This is a genomic window from Streptomyces sp. NPDC051020 (assembly GCF_040683105.1).
Lineage (GTDB): Bacteria > Actinomycetota > Actinomycetes > Streptomycetales > Streptomycetaceae > Streptomyces.
Genome location: NZ_JBFBCG010000018.1, coordinates 75925 through 94853 on the forward strand (window position 1 = coordinate 75925; position 18929 = coordinate 94853).

18 protein-coding genes and 2 pseudogenes are annotated in these 18929 nt (G+C 72.0%); 14 read left to right on the plus strand and 6 right to left on the minus strand.

The window, feature by feature from the left end:
- Nucleotides 1-39: 39 nt before the first annotated feature.
- From AB0N06_RS12675 to AB0N06_RS12685, 3 genes are all read left to right on the plus strand, one after another.
- The gene (locus AB0N06_RS12675; RefSeq protein WP_366134678.1) at nt 40-1152 is read left to right on the plus strand and encodes a cation diffusion facilitator family transporter; all 1113 of its coding nucleotides are present in this window, start codon (nt 40-42) and stop codon (nt 1150-1152) included.
- A 155-nt stretch (nt 1153-1307) separates the two neighbouring features.
- Nucleotides 1308-1745, plus strand: a complete 438-nt coding sequence (locus AB0N06_RS12680; RefSeq protein WP_366134679.1) for a hypothetical protein — start codon at nt 1308-1310, stop codon at nt 1743-1745.
- 100 nt (nt 1746-1845) lie between these two features.
- Entirely contained in the window at nt 1846-2772 is a 927-nt protein-coding gene (locus AB0N06_RS12685) for a hypothetical protein (protein ID WP_366134680.1), read from the plus strand.
- Nucleotides 2773-2843: 71 nt separating this feature from the next.
- Here AB0N06_RS12685 and AB0N06_RS12690 read toward each other — a convergent pair whose 3' ends face one another.
- Nucleotides 2844-3197 (minus strand): DUF6204 family protein, encoded by a 354-nt coding sequence (locus AB0N06_RS12690; RefSeq protein WP_366134681.1) that lies wholly within the window; start codon nt 3195-3197, stop codon nt 2844-2846.
- A 67-nt stretch (nt 3198-3264) separates the two neighbouring features.
- Here AB0N06_RS12690 and AB0N06_RS12695 point away from each other — a divergent pair.
- From AB0N06_RS12695 to AB0N06_RS12705, 3 genes and pseudogenes are all read left to right on the plus strand, one after another.
- A pseudogene (locus tag AB0N06_RS12695) lies at nt 3265-3426 on the plus strand (arginase family protein); the annotation flags it as partial.
- A 201-nt stretch (nt 3427-3627) separates the two neighbouring features.
- Nucleotides 3628-5598: a DUF5107 domain-containing protein gene (locus tag AB0N06_RS12700; protein ID WP_366134682.1), complete on the plus strand. Its 1971-nt coding sequence runs from the start codon at nt 3628-3630 to the stop codon at nt 5596-5598.
- A gap of 23 nt (nt 5599-5621) precedes the next feature.
- Nucleotides 5622-6164: an AAA family ATPase gene (locus tag AB0N06_RS12705; protein ID WP_366134683.1), complete on the plus strand. Its 543-nt coding sequence runs from the start codon at nt 5622-5624 to the stop codon at nt 6162-6164.
- Nucleotides 6165-6191: 27 nt separating this feature from the next.
- On the opposite strand, the gene AB0N06_RS12710 is transcribed toward AB0N06_RS12705, so the two are convergent.
- Nucleotides 6192-6545 carry a VOC family protein gene (locus AB0N06_RS12710; RefSeq protein WP_366134684.1) on the minus strand — a complete coding sequence of 118 codons (354 nt, stop codon included), beginning with the start codon at nt 6543-6545 and terminating at the stop codon, nt 6192-6194.
- Nucleotides 6546-6610: 65 nt separating this feature from the next.
- Nucleotides 6611-7420 (minus strand): methyltransferase domain-containing protein, encoded by an 810-nt coding sequence (locus AB0N06_RS12715; RefSeq protein WP_366134685.1) that lies wholly within the window; start codon nt 7418-7420, stop codon nt 6611-6613.
- Between the two features lie 189 nt (nt 7421-7609).
- Here AB0N06_RS12715 and AB0N06_RS12720 point away from each other — a divergent pair, with 189 nt between their 5' ends.
- From AB0N06_RS12720 to AB0N06_RS12730, 3 genes are all read left to right on the plus strand, one after another.
- Nucleotides 7610-8200 (plus strand): TIGR03086 family metal-binding protein, encoded by a 591-nt coding sequence (locus AB0N06_RS12720; RefSeq protein ID WP_366134686.1) that lies wholly within the window; start codon nt 7610-7612, stop codon nt 8198-8200.
- Between the two features lie 251 nt (nt 8201-8451).
- Entirely contained in the window at nt 8452-9720 is a 1269-nt protein-coding gene (locus tag AB0N06_RS12725) for an aminotransferase class I/II-fold pyridoxal phosphate-dependent enzyme (protein ID WP_366134687.1), read from the plus strand.
- Between the two features lie 101 nt (nt 9721-9821).
- Nucleotides 9822-10937, plus strand: a complete 1116-nt coding sequence (locus AB0N06_RS12730) for an MBL fold metallo-hydrolase (RefSeq protein ID WP_366134688.1) — start codon at nt 9822-9824, stop codon at nt 10935-10937.
- On the opposite strand, the gene AB0N06_RS12735 is transcribed toward AB0N06_RS12730, so the two are convergent.
- The 3 genes from AB0N06_RS12735 to AB0N06_RS12745 form a co-directional block, all read right to left on the minus strand.
- Nucleotides 10927-11547: a VTT domain-containing protein gene (locus AB0N06_RS12735; protein WP_366134689.1), complete on the minus strand. Its 621-nt coding sequence runs from the start codon at nt 11545-11547 to the stop codon at nt 10927-10929. The two genes, AB0N06_RS12730 and AB0N06_RS12735, sit on opposite strands and share 11 nt — an antisense overlap.
- Entirely contained in the window at nt 11544-12326 is a 783-nt protein-coding gene (locus AB0N06_RS12740) for an MBL fold metallo-hydrolase (protein ID WP_366134690.1), read from the minus strand. The genes AB0N06_RS12735 and AB0N06_RS12740 overlap by 4 nt, the downstream gene beginning before the upstream one ends.
- Nucleotides 12327-12429: 103 nt before the next feature.
- On the minus strand, nt 12430-13155 hold the full coding sequence (locus AB0N06_RS12745; protein ID WP_366134691.1) for a helix-turn-helix domain-containing protein: 726 nt from the start codon (nt 13153-13155) through the stop codon (nt 12430-12432).
- A gap of 93 nt (nt 13156-13248) precedes the next feature.
- Here AB0N06_RS12745 and AB0N06_RS12750 point away from each other — a divergent pair.
- The 5 genes and pseudogenes from AB0N06_RS12750 to AB0N06_RS12770 all read left to right on the plus strand — a co-directional run.
- A pseudogene (locus AB0N06_RS12750) lies at nt 13249-14160 on the plus strand (cytosine permease); the annotation flags it as partial.
- A gap of 32 nt (nt 14161-14192) precedes the next feature.
- Nucleotides 14193-14603, plus strand: a complete 411-nt coding sequence (locus AB0N06_RS12755; protein ID WP_366134692.1) for a nuclear transport factor 2 family protein — start codon at nt 14193-14195, stop codon at nt 14601-14603.
- A gap of 90 nt (nt 14604-14693) precedes the next feature.
- Entirely contained in the window at nt 14694-16133 is a 1440-nt protein-coding gene (locus AB0N06_RS12760) for a gamma-aminobutyraldehyde dehydrogenase (protein ID WP_366134693.1), read from the plus strand.
- Between the two features lie 156 nt (nt 16134-16289).
- A complete protein-coding gene (locus AB0N06_RS12765) occupies nt 16290-16694 on the plus strand; it encodes a hypothetical protein (RefSeq protein WP_366134694.1) in 405 nt (134 codons plus the stop codon).
- Between the two features lie 98 nt (nt 16695-16792).
- A complete protein-coding gene (locus AB0N06_RS12770) occupies nt 16793-18916 on the plus strand; it encodes an alkaline phosphatase family protein (RefSeq protein WP_366134695.1) in 2124 nt (707 codons plus the stop codon).
- Nucleotides 18917-18929: the final 13 nt, after the last annotated feature.

Sequence of the window (18929 nt, forward strand, 5' to 3'; positions counted from 1 at the left end):
TCTCCGTCCACCCCGCCGCCTGACGAAAGCGAGCGCGCTGTGAGCCACCAGCATCACCATGGTCACGACGGCCCGGGTGCCGGGCACGGGCATGACCACGGTCACCACGGTCACGAGGACGCGCACGACCACGGGCACCCGCAGAGCGACGAGCGCGACGGCTCGCGCTGGTCGCGGGTGCGGCACCAGGTCTCCCATGTGGTCACGCCGCACAGTCACGAGGTCGTCGACAAGGTCGACTCGGCGATGGAGACCTCCAGGGAGGGGATGCGCACCCTGTGGCTGTCCCTGGGCATCCTGGGGGCGACCACGGTGATCCAGGCGGTCGTCGTCGTGCTGTCGGGGTCGGTCGCGCTGCTGGGCGACACCATCCACAACGCCGCCGACGCATTGACCGCCATCCCGCTGGGCATCGCGTTCGTCCTGGGCCGCCGTGCGGCGAACCGCCGCTACACCTACGGTTACGGACGCGCCGAGGATCTGGCCGGCGTCGCCATCGTGCTCACCATCGCCGCATCCTCCGCCCTGGCTGCGTACGAGGCGGTCGACCGGCTCCTCAGGCCACGCGACATCACCCACCTGTGGGCGGTCGCCGCCGCCGCGGTGGTCGGCTTCATCGGCAACGAATGGGTGGCCCGCTACCGCATCCGCACCGGTCGCAGGATCGGCTCCGCCGCCCTCGTCGCCGACGGACTGCACGCCCGCACCGACGGCTTCACCTCGCTCGCCGTTCTCCTCGGCGCCGGCGGCGCGGCACTCGGATGGCGGGCCGCCGACCCGATCGTCGGGCTGCTCATCACCGTCGCGATCCTCATGGTGCTGAGGCAAGCCGCCCGCGAGGTCTACCGGCGGTTGATGGACTCCGTCGACCCCGCGCTGGTCGACACCGCCGAAACCGCCTTGCGCGCCGTGGACGGCGTCCGCGACATCGGGCAGGTCCGCATGCGGTGGATCGGCCACGCGTTGCGCGCCGAGGCCGACATCGTCGTCGACCCGCAGCTCACCGTGGTCCAGGCCCACGCCCTGGCCGTCACAGCCGAGCACACCCTCATCCATGCCGTCCCCCGCCTGGTCGGCGCCACCGTGCACACCGACCACACCGCCGACCACGGCGACCCCCACGCCGTCCTCGCCCACCACTGGGCCACCTGACCTCGGCATCATGTGGGGCGGGCAGAGTCGGCGACGAACGGTACGCACTCATCGCCCGCGTCCGACGGGCGGAGGAGCCTCGGGTACCCGGCCGGGGTATTGTCGAAGGGGTCGGCGGCTACAGGCGCCCAGCAACGCGGAGGAAAGGAGCGGCAGTGGGCATCGGACAACCGAGCGAGCGGGGCAGCGCCCGGCTCATCGCGGTCTGTGCCGTCCTGCTCGGTCTGTTCCTCATGCACGGCGCGCCGGCCACCGCCGCCGAGGGCTGCCACGGTGCGATGCCCTCGGTCACCGGACCCATGCACGACGGCCACGCCGCTCCGACGATGACCTCAGCGGCGCTGCCGACCACCGCGCAGAGTGCTCAGGCCGCCCGGGCCGGGGACGGTGCGGGGACGCACGGGGTGCAGTGCGTCTCCACCCCCGCGCACAAGCGGAACCCGCTGCCGACGGCCGGCCTGTACGCCGCCGTCGCACTGCCGGCCGCATGGCTACCGGCCGGATTGCGGGCGGCCACCGGCTGGACACGGCGGCGCGGGCCGCCGGCCGGCGGGCGGGATCTCCTTATCCAGGTGTGCGTCGCGCGGACGTGACAGGCACCGCGCCGAACCCGGTCAAGACCGGGCCGGCCCCGTGTCCTGCCCTTCCCGCGCGCCACCGGCGTGGTGCGCCCACCCGGAAAGACTCCCTCTCATGTTCGCCTCTTCCCGATTCACCACGCGTCGCCGCGCCGTCGCGGCAGCCGGCACCGCAGCGGCCCTCGCGCTGACCCTGGCCGCGTGCGGCTCCTCCGACGACTCCTCGGCCATGCCGGGGATGAACCACGGCGCGAAAGCCTCGGATTCCTCTTCGCGCAGCGCGTCGCCTTCGATGAGTGACATGCCCGGCATGGACCACATGGCCGCCGACAACGGCCTGTCCGACAACAAGGACGGCTACCGCCTCACCCCCCACGACGCGACCCTGCCCTCCGGCAAGCGGGCCGCGTACCGGTTCACGGTCAACGGCCCGGACGGCAAGCCGGTCACCGACTTCGCCGTCGACCAGACCAAGCGGATGCACTTCTACGCCATCCGCTCGGACCTGACCGGCTTCCAGCACATCCACCCGGTCATGGCCGCCGACGGCACCTGGACCGCCGACCTCACCGCCCTCGCCCCCGGCTCCTGGCGCATGTTCGCCTCCTTCACCCCGGACACCGGCGCAGGGAAGGGCAAGGACTTCGTCCTGAGCCGCAGCGTCACCGTCCCCGGGACGACCGCGAAGACCCCGCTGCCCGCCGGGGCCGGCAGCGCCGAGGTCGACGGGTACACCGTCACCGTCAAGGGCGAGCCGATGGCCGGCATGGCGCACCCGTTGACCGTCACCGTGTCCAAGGACGGCGAGCCGGTCACCGATTTGCAGCCCTACCTGGACACCTACGCCCACCTGACCGCCTTCCACGAGGGCGACGCCGCATTCGCCCACCTTCACCCGACCACCAAGGTGAACGGTGACCACGGTGGCCCCGACCTGGCTTTCCACGCCGAACTGCCCACCTCGGGCAACTGGCGGCTGTTCCTGCAGTTCCGGACCGGCGGCAAGCTCCACACCGCTGCCCTGACCCTGCCCGTGGGCTGACCCGCAGGGGCGCCGCCCGAGCGGCGGCGCCCCTCGTCATCAGAGCCCGTCCGGCGGCTCTCGATGCGGCGTCACGCCGAGCCCGCCGTGCGCCGCCCCTTGTAATTGATCTTCATGGTGTCCATGTCCGTGGCGGTGGAGCGCAGTTCACGGAAGCCGTAGCCGTACTCCTTCAGCGCCGTCTCCGCCCGGTCCTCGGCGATCGCCGACGCCATCTCCTCGCCGTCCTCGGCGTCCGACACGACCACGTACCGGAAGCTGAAGTGCTTGAGCACCGCGTCGTAGGTGAGTGAACCCTCCTCGGTGAACTGCATCGCCGCCAGGCCGTGCTGCTCGACCTCGGCCAGCAGTCGGGCGCGTGCCTCGTCCGTGAGGCCGTCAAAGGTGCCGCGCACGATCACTCGGTAGGTGTGCTGGGTGCCCATCCTGTCCTGCCGCCTTCATCGCATGAGTCGTTGGGGGACCAAGGCTATGACGGCGAGGACGAACGGCATGCGGAATATTGCCGTCGTCGACGCCCCCTGCAACCTCGGGCTGCGGCCGCCCGCTCCCGGCACCGTCCCCGGCTGCTCGCAGCCGGCCGGTGAACTGCGCGAGCAGCGGATCGTGCAGAGGCTCGGGGCGCTGGAGGGCGGCGTCGTCCGCTCGCCGCGCTGTGTCGGCCTCTCTGTCACGGTGTGCGGCCCCGATCTCGACCCCGACGGCACCGCCGGAGCACTGCTCGCCGACCTGCTGGTGGCGGCTTTTGCCGAAGTCTGACGGCTGCGCCCCTGGTCGGGGCGGCTTCCAGCGTGTTCCATGGTCATCGGGGGGCGCCCGGACCTGCGGCGGCCCGCGCGAGGGAGCGAGGTTGCCTTGGCCACGACCGTACGACGTGCCGTACTGACTCTGCCCGCCGCACCGCTGGGCCCGGAGAACCCGCTGCCGGCCCTGCGGCCGCTCGACGAGATGCATGTCGTCGACGACCGGGCCCGCGCAGGACTACCGCGTGACATGGCACGGCAGATCGGTTATGAGCCGCTGGGCACCGTCCTGCCGGTCCGCATCCTCGACGGGTACGGGCGCGAGCGCACGCCCACCGGTCTGGACGCGATCATCATCGAGAACGACCGGCTGCGGGCCACCGTCCTGCCCGGGCTCGGCGGCCGGATCCATTCCCTCCACCACAAGCCGACCGGCCGCGAACTGCTCTACACCAACCCCGTCCTGCAGCCCGCCGACTTCGCGCTCAACGGCGCCTGGTTCTCCGGCGGCATCGAGTGGAACATCGGCGCCACGGGTCACACCACGCTGTCCTGCGCCCCCGTGCATGCCGCGCGTGTCGCTGCCCCCGACGGCGGCGAGATGGTCCGGCTCTGGGAGTGGGAGCGACTGCGCGACCTCCCGTTCCAGGTGGATCTGTGGTTGCCGGAGGACTCCGACTTCCTCCATGTCGGCGTACGGATACGCAATCCGCACGAGCACACCGCGCCCGTCTACTGGTGGTCCAACATCGCCGTCCCGGAAGGCGAACGCACCCGGATCCTGGCCCCTGCCGACGAGGCCTGGCACTTCGGTTACGAACGGACACTGACCCGGGTTCCCGTCCCGGAGACCGATTCCGTCGACCGTACGTACCCGCTGCTCAGCGACTTCCCCGCCGACTACTTCTACGAAGTGCCCGACGGCGCCCGCCGCTGGATCGCCTCCCTCGACACCGAGGGCCAGGGCCTCGTCCAGACCTCCACCGACCTGCTGCGCGGCCGCAAACTCTTCGTCTGGGGCAAGGGGCCCGGCGGACGCCGCTGGCAGCAGTGGCTCACCGAACCCGGCACCGTCGGCTACGCGGAGATCCAGGCCGGACTGGCCCGCACCCAGTTGGAGCACATCCCGCTCGAACCCGGCGCCGAGTTCAGCTGGCTGGAGTCCTACGGCCCGCTGTCCGCGGACCCCCGGGTCGCGCACGGCGACGACTGGACCGCAGCCCGCGCCGAGACCGAACAACGGCTGGCCGAGGCGCTGCCGCGGGCCGACGTCGATGCCGCGTACGCGGCCTGGCGCCCGTACGCCGACACAGATCCCGGTGAGAGCCTCGCCACCGGCTCCGGCTGGGGCGCCCTCGAAGTCCGGCGCGCCGGATTCAAGCTCCCCGGCACGCCGTTCGCCGAGTCCACCCTGGGCGAGCAGCAGGCGCCCTGGCTGCACCTGCTCGACCGGGGCGGCTTTCCCGAACCGCGCCGCGTGGCGCCGCCAGGACCGTCGCTGGTTTCCGCGCACTGGCGCGACATGCTGGAGACGGCAGCGGCCGAACCCCTCACCGAGTACCACCTCGGCGTCGCCCAGTGGCACGCGGGCGACCGCGCCCAGGCGGTCCGCAGCTGGGAACGCGGCCTCACCCTCGCTCCGTCCCGCTGGCCGCTGCTGCGCTGCCTGGCCGTCGCCGCCCAGGAGGGCGGCCAGCGCGACCGGGCAGCCGACCTCTACACCGAGGCGTTCGGTGACCTGTGCGCGGAGGCCCGGGACGACGGCGATGACTGGACGGCAGCCACCACCGCTCTCGGCCGCGAGGCGATCGAGGCGCTGCTGGCGGCCGGGCGGACCGAGGTCGCCCGGACGGTCTGGACCGGCCTGCGGCCCGCGATCCAGCAGCTCGGCCGGTTCCGCCTGCTGGAGGCCCGACTCCTGCTGGCCGAGGGAGACCGCGCTGCCGCCCGTGCCGTCTTCGACGAGGGCTTCGAGGTCGCGGACCTGCGGGAGGGGGCGGAGATCCTGGACGAGGTATGGTCCGCGCTCACCGACGAGCCACTGCCTGATGTGTACAACTACCGGATGCGGCCGAAGAGTTGACCGGACGAGTCGAGGAGCGGCGCGTGATCGTCTGGGTGAACGGGGCGTTCGGCAGCGGCAAGACCACACTCGTGGCCGAACTGCACCGGCGGTGGCCCGAGGCCCTCGTCTACGACCCCGAGCAGATCGGTTACGTCCTGCGGGGCATCGTGGAGGTGCCGAAGGGCAACTTCCAGCACCTGCCGCTGTGGCGAAGGCAGGTCGCCTCGATGGCCATCGGGCTGGTCGAGGAGTACGGGCGGCCCGTCCTGGCCCCGATGACCGTCGTCGATCCGCAGTACGCGGACGAGATCTTCGGAGCCCTGGAAGCAGCTGGAGTGAGAGTCCATCACTTCTTCCTCGAGGTGCCCGCCGATGTCCTGGAGCAACGGCTCGATGCCCGGGTCGTCGCGCCGGACGACCCCGTACGCGACGAGGCCGCCCGGCGGTGGTGCAAGGCGCAGATCGCGCAGTGCGTGGCCGCGGTCGACACGCTGCGGGCCGGGACGGTGCTCCTGGACGGCGAGCGGCCCACGCGCCAACTGGCGGACGCCGTGCTGACGCACGTGGGCATGGAGGCGCAGTAGGGGGCGCCGCGACCGGAACCCGCCGGGTCAGACAGGCAGGTTCCGGTCGACGTACTCGAAGACCGAGCCGTCCGGATGGACGGCGATCAGGTTCCGGCCGACCGGAGTCGGCACCGGGCCCGCGACGATCCGGGCGCCGACCCGGACGAGGGCCTCGTGGGCGTCGTCGACATTCTTCACCGCGATCGTCGCTGTCACCTTGCGCAGGACCTCGAGCTCCGACTCGGGGCCGCTCATCAGGAGAAAGCAGCTGATCGCGGCGACCGAGACCCCGCCGCGCTCGAAGCGCAGCGCCGAACTGGCCGTGAGGTCCTCGTAGAAGGCCACCGCGGCCTCCAGGTCATCGACGCAGATACGCAGCGTGGTTCCCAGAATTTCCATGTGGAACAGGGTAGTTGGCGGGTCTGGCCCATGTGATCGATTCCACCTGCCGGACCTCGGCGGTGTCAGGCGCGGCAGAGCACCTCGCCGTGCGGGACCATGAACCACGCGTCGTCCTGCTCGCCCCAGGTGCGCCAGGCCGCCGCGATGTCGGTCAGCTGCTCGGAGGTCGCGTGGCCGCCGTCCACGGCCAGCTTCGCGTACACCGAGCCGACCGTGCGGTCCGCCCACAGGCCGCTCCACCAGGCGCGGTTCTCCGGCGTGGCGTAACACCAGGTGGCGGCCGACGGGGTGATGTCGGTGAAGCCGGCCTGCCGGGCCCAGGAGAGCAGTCGCCGGCCCGCGTCCGGCTCGCCGCCGTTGGCGCGGGCGACTCGTCCGTACAGCTCCTGCCACGCGTCCATGACGGGCATGTCCGGGTACCAGGTCATCGCCGCGTAGTCGCTGTCGCGGGCCGCGACGATGCCGCCGGGACGGCAGACCCGCCTCATCTCGCGCAGTGCCTGGACCGGGTCGCCCACGTGCTGCAGCACCTGGTGGGCGTGCACCACATCGAAGGAGTCGTCGGGGAAGTCCAGGGAGTGCACATCGGCGGTAGTGAACTCGACGTTGTCCAGGCCGCGTTCGGCGGCGACCTCGGCGGCCTGGTCCAGGATCTCGCGGTCGGTGTCGACGGCGGTCACCCTGCCGGGGGCGACCAGTGCCGCCAGATCCGCGGTGATGGTGCCGGGACCGCAGCCGACGTCCAGCACAGCCATGCCGGGCCGGAGTTCGCCGATCAGATAGGCCGCCGAGTTGGCGGCAGTGCGCCAGCGGTGCGAGCGCAGCACCGATTCGTGGTGGCCGTGGGTGTAGACGGCGGTCTCCTTCGGCATGGCTGTGCGTCCTTTCCCGGAGCGTGATGCGAAGCGCTGAGCGATGCGCCAACCGTACGCCGGGATGTCGGATGGTGAGATACCTGTCTTGATATCTGGAACTGCGGGCGATGGCTCACACGGGCATCGGACAGGAGACGGTCAGCAGGCGCGCTCGCGCGCGGCTCTCCGGACGGAGACAGTGGTTCCATGTCATCTCACTCCTCTTCCGACCGCGATCTGCTCGACCGCCACTGCGAGGCGCTCCAGCTCTTCACGGACCGGGTGCACGCCGTGCGCGACGACCAGTGGTCCGCGCCGACGCCGTGCACCGCGTGGTCCGTCCGTGATCTGGTCGCCCATCTCACGTCCGAGCAGCTGTGGGTCCCGCCGCTGGTCACGGAAGGTCGTACGGTCGCCGAGGTCGGTGACGCCTACGACGGCGATGTGCTGGGCGACGACCCCGTTGCCGTCTGGGACCGTGCGGCGGCAGGGGCGCGCAAGGCGTTCGCGGCACCGGGTGTGTTCAGGCGGACCGTGAACCTGTCGTACGGGGACACCGCCGCCGACGCGTACTGTGCGCAGATGGTGAGCGACGCGGTGGTGCACTCCTGGGACCTGGCCCGGGCGATCGGTGCCGACGAGCGGCTGCCGGAAGATCTGGTCGCGTTCACGCGGCGCGAGGTCGGACCGTATGCGAAGGGGCTTTCGCAGACCGGTCTGTTCGCCCCGGCCGTCAGGACCGAGAAGGACGCCGACCCGCAGACCCAGCTGCTCGCACTCCTCGGCCGGCGGGTCTGACAACGAGGCCGTAAACGGGTCCCATCGGCGTGTCGGCGGGGTATCGGACCGGGTCCGGGTTCGGTTCCCCGCCGAGGTCGAACTCCTGCTCGGACGGTCCGGCCGTGCCCCCGGGGCGGCGCACCGGCGACTCTGCCGGGCGGGCGGTGTCGCTCAAACCTCCGTATAAAGGGCCCTGGGAGCGAGACGGCACAAGGCAGGGCGAGCCGGAGCCGGACAGGGTGACGGAGCGGCAGTGAAGGAGACCCGGGATGGCGCGGGAGCGGACCGAGCGGGCCGGGCCGGGAGGGGACGCCGCGCGTGCCCCGTGGACCCCTCGGGAGGATCGGGGGCCCGTACGCTACGGGCCGCCCGCCCCCGATCCGGGGCTGCCCGTGCTGCCCGAGCTGGCCGGTGTGGTCGCCGCGGCAGCCGGGCGCAGCGAGCCCGAACCAACCGGTGGCGGCGAACCCCTGCGCGAGGCGGCCGCCGCCTACTGGACCCGGCGCGGGCTGCGCGGCGGACCGGAGTGCGTCGCCGCCGCCCCCGGCGCCTCGCCGCTGCTGCTCGCCCTGATCGCCGCGCACGGAGGCGATGTCCTCACGCCGCGCCCCTGTCCCGCCACCTGGATCCCGCAGGCCCGGCTGCTCGGCCGGCCCGCCTACCATGTGCCGACCCCGGCCGAGTGCGGCGGCGTGCCCGACCCGTACGCGCTGCTGGAGACCGTACGAAGGGTGCGTGCCGAAGGCGGCCGACCCCGGCTGCTGCTGATCTCCGTCGTCGACGACCCGACCGCCACCGTCGCCCCACCGGAACTCGTCCGCGAGGCGTGCGAGGCAGCCGTCGCCGAGGGGATGCACATCGTCAGCGACGAGACCTGGCGCGACACCCTCCACCGCCCCCACGACACGGTCCTGCTCAGCCCGGCCGAGATGTGCCCCGACGACGTCACCGTCGTCTGCGATCTGGCCGGGGCGCTGACCCCGTCCGCCTGGCCGGTCGCGGTCGCCAGATTTCCCGACACCGAACGGGCGGCGGTGCGGCACGCCCGTACCCTCGACATCCTCACCGCCCTGGGCGCCCTCGTCGCGGGCCCGGTCGCCGCCGCGGCCGCCCACGCGCTGAACGAACCGGAGGCCGTCACAGCCCGGGTCCGCCGGGCCGCCGCGCTGCAGGCGCAGGTCGCCGCGGCGGCCCACCGGGCGGTGCTCGCCGCGGGCGCGCTGGCCCGGCCCCCGCAGGCGGGCCGCCATCTCTACGCCGACCTGGGGCCGCTCCGGGCCCGGCTGGCCACCCGCGGCGTCACGGACTCGCTGGAACTGGAGGAGTACCTCACCGACCGCCTCGGCGCGCCTACCCCCGGCGGCCACCGCTTCGGGGACGAACTGGGCGCGCTGAGGGTGCGGCTGGGCACCGGACCGCTGCTCGGGTCAACCCCGGAGCAGCAGATGGAGTCCCTCACTGCGGTGGAGCCCCTGAAATTGCCGCATGTCGCCCGAGCGCTGAGCATTTTCGGAACAGCCCTCGACGAACTCCGATGACGAATCGAACTCCGATGACGTACGTGCCGATGTGCCGACGACGCACTGGCATACGTGAGCGCTGACGTACCGACGACGCCTTCCGGGACGGGAGTACTTCGATGACGGAACAGACCGAGCGCTCCGATGTCGGGGCCGCGCCTTCGGCGCCCCGCGGCGAGATCGTCTCGCCGCGCCCCCTCGGTGAGGTGCGGGTCTGGCCCGCCGGCTTCGCCGACCGGCTCACCGCCCCGCTCCCGGGTGTCAGGGGCATGCCCAGGCTGGCCCGCGAGCGCGCGATGCGGCCCAACGCGGAGGGGCTGCGCGGCATCCACCGGCTGCCGTACGCCCCCGAACCGCTGCCCGCCACCGACGCGGGCACGACCTCCGTCACCTGGGCCGGGCATGCCAGCTGGATCATCCGCACCGGCGGGCTGACCATCCTCACCGACCCCGTCTGGTCCCGCCGCATCCTCGGCACACCCGCCAGGATCACGCCCGTCGGCGTCCGCTGGGAGGACCTGCCGCCCGCCGACGCGGTCGTCATCAGCCACAACCACTACGACCATCTCGACGCCCCCACCCTGCGCAGGCTGCCGCGCGACACTCCGCTGTTCGTCCCCGCCGGGCTCGGCCGGTGGTGCCGTCGCCGCGGCTTCTCCTGCGTCACCGAGCTCGACTGGTGGGAATCGGCGGTTCTGCGCGGCGTCCGCTTCGACTTCGTGCCCTCCCACCACTGGTCCAAGCGGACCCTCACCGACACCTGCCGCTCCCTGTGGGGCGGCTGGGTCGTCCACGCCATCGATGGCGGCGACGGGCCGCGGGTCTACTTCGCCGGGGACAGCGGCTACGGGCACTGGTTCACGGAGATCGGTCGCCGCCACCCCGGGATCGATCTGGCCCTGCTGCCGATCGGGGCCTACGAACCGCGCTGGTGGCTCGGCGACGTGCACACCGACCCGGAAGAGGCCGTCCAGGCGTACGAGGATCTCGGCGCCCGCGCGATGGCGCCGATGCACTGGGCTACGTTCCTGCTCTCTGCGGAGCCCGTACTCGAGCCGCTCACCCGGCTCCGTACCGCCTGGCAGCGCGCCGGACATCCGCGCGAACACCTGTGGGACCTGCCGATCGGTGGCTCCCGGCTGCTGGACGGGACCCATGCCCCGCAGACACCCCGCACCCCGCAGAAGCACCGCACCCCGCACACCCCCCGGGCGCCCCGGGGCGTCAGTGGCTGAACCGGGCCCGCATCCTGCGCCACACCGCAGGAGAAGCACTGATCAGCAGCGTCAGACCGACCGCCGCGACCACCCCCTGCCACGGCTTCGGGAACAGCGAACCGCCCATGATGCCGATCAGCTGATAGGTCGCCGCCCAGGCCAGACAGGCCGGTATGTCCCCACGCGCGAACCTCCGCAGCGGCATGCGCCCCAGCAGACATGCCAGCATCACCGGAATTCGCCCGGCCGGCACCAGCCGTGACAGCACCAGCACCACCGCACCGTGCTCGTCCAGCTTCTGCTGCGCCTGCGCAAGCTGCTCCGGCGCCGCCCGGTCCCTGATCGTCCGCAGCCACTTCGAGCCGTTCTTCGACCGCACCCCGCGCTGCCCCAGCCAGTACAGACAGATGTCCCCGAGGAACGCCGCCGCCGACGCCACTGCGAACACCACCAGCAGCGCGAACGGGTCCGCCTGGTGGAACGCCACCACGGCCGCCGAACTCACCAGCGCCCCCGTCGGCACCACCGGCACCAGTGCACCCAGCGCCACCAGCAGGAACAGGGACGGATAGCCGACGGCCTGCTGCGTCGACTCAGGGGGCAGTTGCCCCACGACCTCCGGGATCACCTGGCGGCCTCCGGCCGCACATGCTCGCCGTGAGTCAGCCGGTGCACCGCCACGTCCGGCGCCAGCAGCGCCGCCTGCCGGACGAACTCGTCACCCGGTGAGTGGAACTCGTGCGGCCGGACCCCGTCCATTCCGATCGGCCAGTACGTGCCGTAGTGCACCGGCACGGCCGAGCGCGGCGCCAGCCGGGCCAGCGCCTGCGCGGCCCGGCCCGCGTCCAGGTGAGTGTGGCCGAGATACGGGCCCCAGCCGCCGACCGGCAGCAGCGCCACATCCACCGGGCCGACCGCCTCCGCCATGTGGTCGAACAGCCCGGTGTCCCCGGCGAAGTAGGTGCGGGCCTCGCCCTCGACGACATAGCCCAGGGCGGGGGAGCGGTGCGGGCCCACCGGGAGCCGCCGGCCGTCGTGCTGCGCGGGGACGGCCCGTACCAGAAGCTCACCGACGCGCACCTCATCACCCGCCGCCACCTCGGTGATCCGCAGCCCGCGCACGCTGCGCAGCATCCGCAGCCCCGGTACGGAACGGACGGCGCCCACCGGCACGATCAGCCGGGTACCGGGGGCGAGACGGGCCAGCGACGGCAGATGCAGGTGGTCGGAGTGCAGATGGGAGACGAGGACGACATCCGCGACGGCGGCCTCGGGGCCCGGCAGCGCACCCCGGCGACGGCGCAGATGCGCGAAGCGGCGTACGAAGAGGGGGTCGGTCAGGACGCGGACTCCGGAGTCCTCGATCGTGCAGGTGGCATGACCCCACCAGGTGACTTCCACCGGCACCGTCTGTCTCCCGTCCGTCGTGGCTCGCTGTTCCGGTCCCTCGAGCGTAGTGCCGGAGCGGGTGCGGGCGGATGCCTCCGGCCGCTGAACCGAAGAGGCGCCCTCAGTCCGTCAGCCCCAGCGCCCCCGCTGCCTGGATCGCCAGCCAGACCTCCGCCAGCGCCCCCGTCGACGCCAGATCGCGGTCGGCCAGCGAACCGAATCGCCGCAGCCGGTACGTCAGGGTGTTGGGATGGATGTGGAGCGCGGCCGCCGCCGCATCCGTGCGGCGGTCGCGCTCCATCCAGGTGCGGGCAGAGACCAGCAGCTGCGAATCGTGCGCCTCGTCGTAGCGCAGCACCTCACCGAGGACATGCTCGACCAGCGCGGTCAGGACCGCCGGGTCGTCGGGCAGCCAGCGGCCCATGGAATCGTCCCCGTAACGGATCATCGGGCGGCCCGACTCGACGGCCTTCGAGACCGCCCAGAGCGCCTCGCGCTGCGCGACCCGCAGCGCAGCGCCCGGCAGGAACGGGCGGCTCATCCCGGCCGCCACGCCCGGCAGCCCGCCGATCTCCACGGCCAGCTGCGGCGCCCCGAGGACATAGCGGTCCTCGCCCCGGGTGAGCAGCAGATGCGGATGGACCTGGAGGCAGCGCAACAGCGCCTCGTCCGTGGTCTGCCGGACCACGAGCAGCACGGTGTCGCCCTCGATCGCATGCCGAGCGAGCCTGCGCCGTGCCGCTTCCGGGTCGAGGACCTCCTGCAGCAGCTCGGCGAGGGTCTCCGCGCCCTCGCGGCGCAGCGTCTCGCGCTCGTTGCGCACCATCGCGACCCGCAGCGCCGCCACTGTGGCGATGTGCTGGACGACGGCGAGTCCGGCGGGCTGGGCACCCTCCCGCTCGTACGCGACAAGGAACCCGGCCGGACCGCCGGGCGCCTGGCCTTCATCGGCTCCGCGCTGATCGTCCTGTCCAACCCGGTCTCGTTCGGCGCCTTCCTCGGCGACTGGTCGCGCTACACCCCGACCGCCACGCCGCGCCGCCGGGTCATGGGCGCCGCGTTCCTCGCCCAGGTCGCCACCCTGCTGCCGTTCCTCTTCGGCCTGGCCACCGCCTCGATCATCGCCGCCAAGGCCGCGAAGTACGTCGACCCGGCCGCCCCCAACTACGTCGGCGGACTGCTCGCCATCTCGCCCGGCTGGTATTTCCTGCCGCTCTGCCTGATCGCCCTGATCGGTGGCCTCTCCACCGGCACGACCGCGCTGTACGGCACCGGGCTCGACGTCTCCAGCGTGTTCACGCGCTTCAGCCGGGTCCAGTCGACGTTCTTCATCGGGGCCCTGTCGATCGCCTTCATCTTCGTCGGCCGGTTCGCGCTCAACCTCGCGCAGTCCATCTCCACCTTCGCCACCCTGATCATCACGTGCACGGCCCCGTGGATGATCGTCATGGCCCTCGGCTACTTCACCCGGCGCGGCTGGTACGACGCGGACGCCCTCCAGGTCTTCAACCGCCGTCAGACCGGTGGACGCTACTGGTTCAACCACGGCTGGAACTGGCGCGGCATGTCCACCTGGGTCATCTCGGCCGTCGTGGCGCTCCTCTTCACCAACCTGCCCGGCCAGTTCGTCGGCCCGCTCGGCAACCTCGCGAACGGTGCGGACATCTCCCTGCCGGTCGGTCTCGCCCTGGCGGCCGTGCTCTACCTCACCCTGCTCACCGTGTTCCCGGAGCCGCGCGGGGTGTACGGGCCGGACGGACCCCGAATCGTCCGGGCGTCGGACACCGAGGTCCCGCCGATCACCGGCGGTACGGAGGAGCCCTTCGCCGCCGAACCCGCCGCCGCTCACTGAGCGCTCGCCCCGCCTGTCACCAGGAGCCACCCATGAACACGACCGAGAACACCCCCGTCCAGGAGATCCGGGCCGCCGCCGACGCGCTCGTCGCCGCCTTCGCCGAGGGACGCCTCGACGACTACTTCGGTGCCTTCGCGCCGGACGCCACCTTCGTCTTCCACTCCACCCCGCAGCGGCTCGCCTCCACGGCCGAGTACCGAGCGCTGTGGCAGCAGTGGGTGGCCGAGGACGACTTCCGGATCCTGGCCTGCACCTCCACCGGACAGCTGATCCAGCACCTCGGCTCCACCGCCGTCTTCAGCCACGACGTCGAGACCAGGATCGCCACCCGGGCCGGCGAGGAGACCGTCCACGAGCGGGAGACGATCATCTTCGCCCGCGCTGAGGACGGCAGCTGGCCCGCCGTCCACGAGCACCTGTCCGCCCGCACCACCGGCTGACGGCACCGCCGCGCCGAACGTCTGCCCGCACCACCGGGTGACCACGAGCACCACCCGTACCGCCGCCCGACCATGAGAAAGACCGGTTCCATGAGCATCACGTTCCGCAACTACATCGACGGCGCCTTCGCGGACGCCTCGGACGGCCGCACGCTCGATGTCGTGGACCCCAGCACCGGCGAGGTCTACGCCACCTCCCCGCTCTCCGGCGCCGCGGACGTCGACGCGGCGATGGTGGCCGCCGCTGCCGCGTTCCCCGTCTGGCGCGACACCACCCCGTCCGTACGCCAGCTGGCCCTGCTGAAGATCGCCGACGCGATGGAGGCGCGCGCCGACGAACTCGTCGCCGCGGAGAGCCGGGACACCGGCAAGCCGCTCCACCTCACCCGCAGCGAGGAACTGGCCCCCGCCATCGACCAGGTCCGCTTCTTCGCGGGTGCGGCGCGGATGCTCGAAGGCCGCTCGGCCGGCGAGTACATGGAGGGGATGACCTCGATCATCCGCCGCGAGCCGGTCGGCGTCTGCGCCCAGGTAGCACCCTGGAACTACCCGCTCCTCATGGCGGTCTGGAAGTTCGCGCCCGCGCTCGCCGCGGGCAACGCCGTGGTCCTCAAGCCCTCGGACACCACCCCGGCCTCCACCGTGCTCATCGCCGAGATCATCGGCGGCGTTCTGGAGGAGCTGGAGCTGCCCCGCGGCATCTTCAACGTGATCTGCGGCGACCGTGAGACCGGCCGGATGATGGTCGAGCACCCCACCCCGGCGATGGCGTCCATCACCGGTTCGGTCCGGGCCGGCATCCAGGTCGCGCAGAGCGCCGCCAAGGACGTCAAGCGTGTCCACCTGGAGCTCGGTGGCAAGGCCCCGGCCGTCGTCTTCGAGGACGCCGACCTGGAGAAGGCGGTCGAGGACCTGATCGTCGGCGGCTTCTTCAACGCCGGCCAGGACTGCACCGCCGCGACCCGCGTCCTGGTCCAGGAGTCCGTCCACGACGCGTTCGTCGCCGCCCTCGCCAAGGCCGCGGCCGACACCAGGACCGGGCAGCCGGACGACGAAGACGTGCTGTACGGCCCGCTCAACAACGCGGGTCAGCTCGCCCAGGTCAGCGGCTTCATCGACCGCCTCCCCGCCCACGCCAGGGTCGAGGCGGGCGGCCACCGGGTCGGCGACAAGGGCTACTTCTACGCCCCGACCGTCGTCTCCGGTCTGCGGCAGGACGACGAGATCGTCCAGAACGAGGTCTTCGGACCCGTCATGACCGTCCAGTCGTTCACGGACGAGGCCCAGGCCGTGGAGTACGCGAACGGCGTCGACTACGCCCTCGCCTCCTCGGTGTGGACCAAGGACCACGCACGGGCGATGCGGATGTCGAAGAACCTCGACTTCGGTTGCGTGTGGATCAACACGCACATGGCGCTCGTCGCCGAGATGCCGCACGGCGGCTACAAGCAGTCGGGCTACGGCAAGGACCTCTCCGCGTACGGCTTCGAGGACTACACGCGCATCAAGCACGTCATGACCTCGCTCTGACACCTGCCCCTCCATGCGCCCCCGCCCCGGGTGCCACCCCGGCGCCGGGGGCGCATGTGTGTGCCGGCACGTACTCCTCCCGGCCTGACATACGCCTTTTTGTACGGGAGTCGGAGAGGTAGGGTCGCCCGTACGCCTAGCACGGGGGGAACGCCCATGGAGGACGTACGGGTGGCGGCCATCGCCAGTCTCACGCCGCTGGAGGAGCTCGACAGCGACCCGTTCCTCGTGGACACGCGCAGCCAGCACGCCATGTGCGCCCGCTGGGCTGCAGAACAGGGCTACGTGGTCACGCGGCAATTGCGGTTCTACGGGCTGCGCCCCGACCACCACGCGCTGTGGGCGGATGTCGACGACGATGACGTCGAACTCTTCGTGGCGCCCAACGACCGGGTGCTCGCCCGGGCACTCACCTCGGTGCCGGAGTTCTCCGCGGAGTGCGAGCGGCGAGGCGTACGGCTGGAGTTCGCCGGTTTCGACGAGCCGTCGTACAGCTCCCGCATGAAGGCGAGCGTGCACCGCAGGCTCTCCATGCCGACCGCCGGATACGACGGCTGCTGACCGTCGCCCGCCCCGGGCTCCGCGCCGTGCGAAGCTGCTGTGAAAGGCTGGGGTCGGGTCGGGAACGGCAGGGCCCGGACGTGTGAGGTGGGAACGGCGTGAGTGACGGGCGATGGCGTACGGCCGGCAGCGCCCTGATGCGAGTGTTGGTGGTGTGGGGCGTCTCAACCCTCACCATGCTGATACTCGCGGGGATTCTGCCCGACTTCCAGCTCCAGTCGGACAACGGCGACAGCTTCACCAAGATCGCGTTCACCGCTGCCTGGGGCGCCGGCGCGTTCGGTCTGCTCTCCGCGCTGGTCTGGCCGGTCGTCGTGCGGGCGCTGCTCATCGTGCCCGCCTTCGTCCTCGGGATGCTGGTCTTCTTCCTCAACGGCTCGCTGCTGCTCGTCGCCCTGCGGCTCATCCCGGACGGGCGCGGCGCAGTCAATCCGGAGACCGCGGTCGTCGTCGCCGCCGTGATGTCCGCCGTCGCCTCCGCGACCTCCACCGCACTCGCCGTCCGTGACGACAATGCCTACCGCCGCAGGCTCTCCCGCCTCGCCGACCGGCGCCGCCGTCGCAGCGGCGGGGACGGCGGCCGCAGCGGACCGCCGGGTACGGTCTTCATCCAGCTCGACGGCGTCGGCCACGACGTGCTCGCGCGGGCCGCCGCGGGCGGTCTGATGCCCACCGTCGCGCACTGGCTCGCCGATGGGTCGGGCCACCGGCTCACCCCGTGGCGCACCGACTGGTCCAGCCAGACCGGCGCGAGCCAGCTGGGCATCCTGCACGGCAGCAACTTCGACATCCCCGCCTTCCGCTGGTACGAGAAGGAGACCGGCGACGTCATGGTCTCCAGCAGACCCGCGAGCGCCCTCGAACTGCAGCGCCGCGCCATCGTGCGCACCCGAGACGGCGGGCTGCTCACCCTCGACGGCGCCAGCCGGGGAAACCTCTTCAGCGGCGGCGCCGACCAGCTCGCCCTCGTCCTGTCGATGGCTGCCCGGCGTGGCAAGGGGCGCCGCTCCCGGGCCGGTTACTTCGCGTATTTCTCCGACCCGGCCAACGCCGTCCGTACCGCCCTGTCGTTCGTCGCCGAGGTCGGCCGGGAGATCGGCCAGTCGACCCGGGCACGGATCCGGAAGGACGCACCCCGGATCAAGCGCGGCGGGCTCTACCCCTTCATCCGTGCCTTCGCGACCGTCGTCGAGCGCGACGTGGTGGTCGCGGCGCTCATCGGGGACATGTTCGCCGGACGCACCGCCGTCTACGCCGACCTCGTCGCGTACGACGAAGTGGCGCACCACTCCGGGCCCCACAGCCGCGACGCCGACAAGGTCCTCGCGCGCCTGGACCGTTCCCTCGCCCTGATCGTCAAGGTCGCCGAACACACCCCTCGCCGCTACCGGATCGTGTTGCTCTCCGACCACGGACAGAGTCCGGGGGAGACCTTCGCCGGGGCGTACGGGCTGACGCTCAAGGACCTGGTGCGGGCGGGCTGCGGGCTGCCCGTGCCCCGGCGGGCGCAGCGTACGAAGAGCGGCTCGGAGGCGCGGGACGCGGTACGGATCGCCCTGCACCGGCCCGTCGAGGAAGGAGAGGCGGAACTCCCCGCGACCCCGTCCGGCCCGGTCGTCCTCGCCTCCGGCAACCTCGGCCTGATCTCCTTCCCCGACATCGACGGGCGCGCGACCCGCGAACAGCTCGACCGCCGCCATCCCGCGCTGCTGAGCACCCTCGCCAACCACCCCGGCATCGGCTTCCTGCTGGTCCGCAGCGAGCTGCACGGATCGGTGGTGCTGGGGCGTGGCGGCGCACAGACACCGGTGTCGGAACTGGCGGACGGGGAAGGCCTGCTGGAGCCGTTCGGCCCGGGCGCGGCGGACGCGGTGCGGCGCACCGACACCTTCCCGCATGTCGCCGATGTGATGGTCAACTCGATCTACGACCCCACCACGGGCTGTGTGCACGCCTTCGAGGAACAGATCGGCTCCCACGGCGGGTTGGGAGGCGAGCAGTCCCGGCCGTTCCTGCTCCACCCGCGCAGCATGTCGGAGCCGGTGACCTCTCGCATATCGGCGGGGCCGGGTGCGGACGGTGGGGAGCTGGTGGGGGCCGAGCAGGTGCATGAGGTGCTGCGGCGCTGGCTGCGGGAGTGTTCCGGACCGCAGGTACCGCTGACTTCGGACGACGCCGATGATTCCGGCAGGGCGGACGGGACGGCGGCGGAGGCCGGCTGAGGGGCATTGTCAG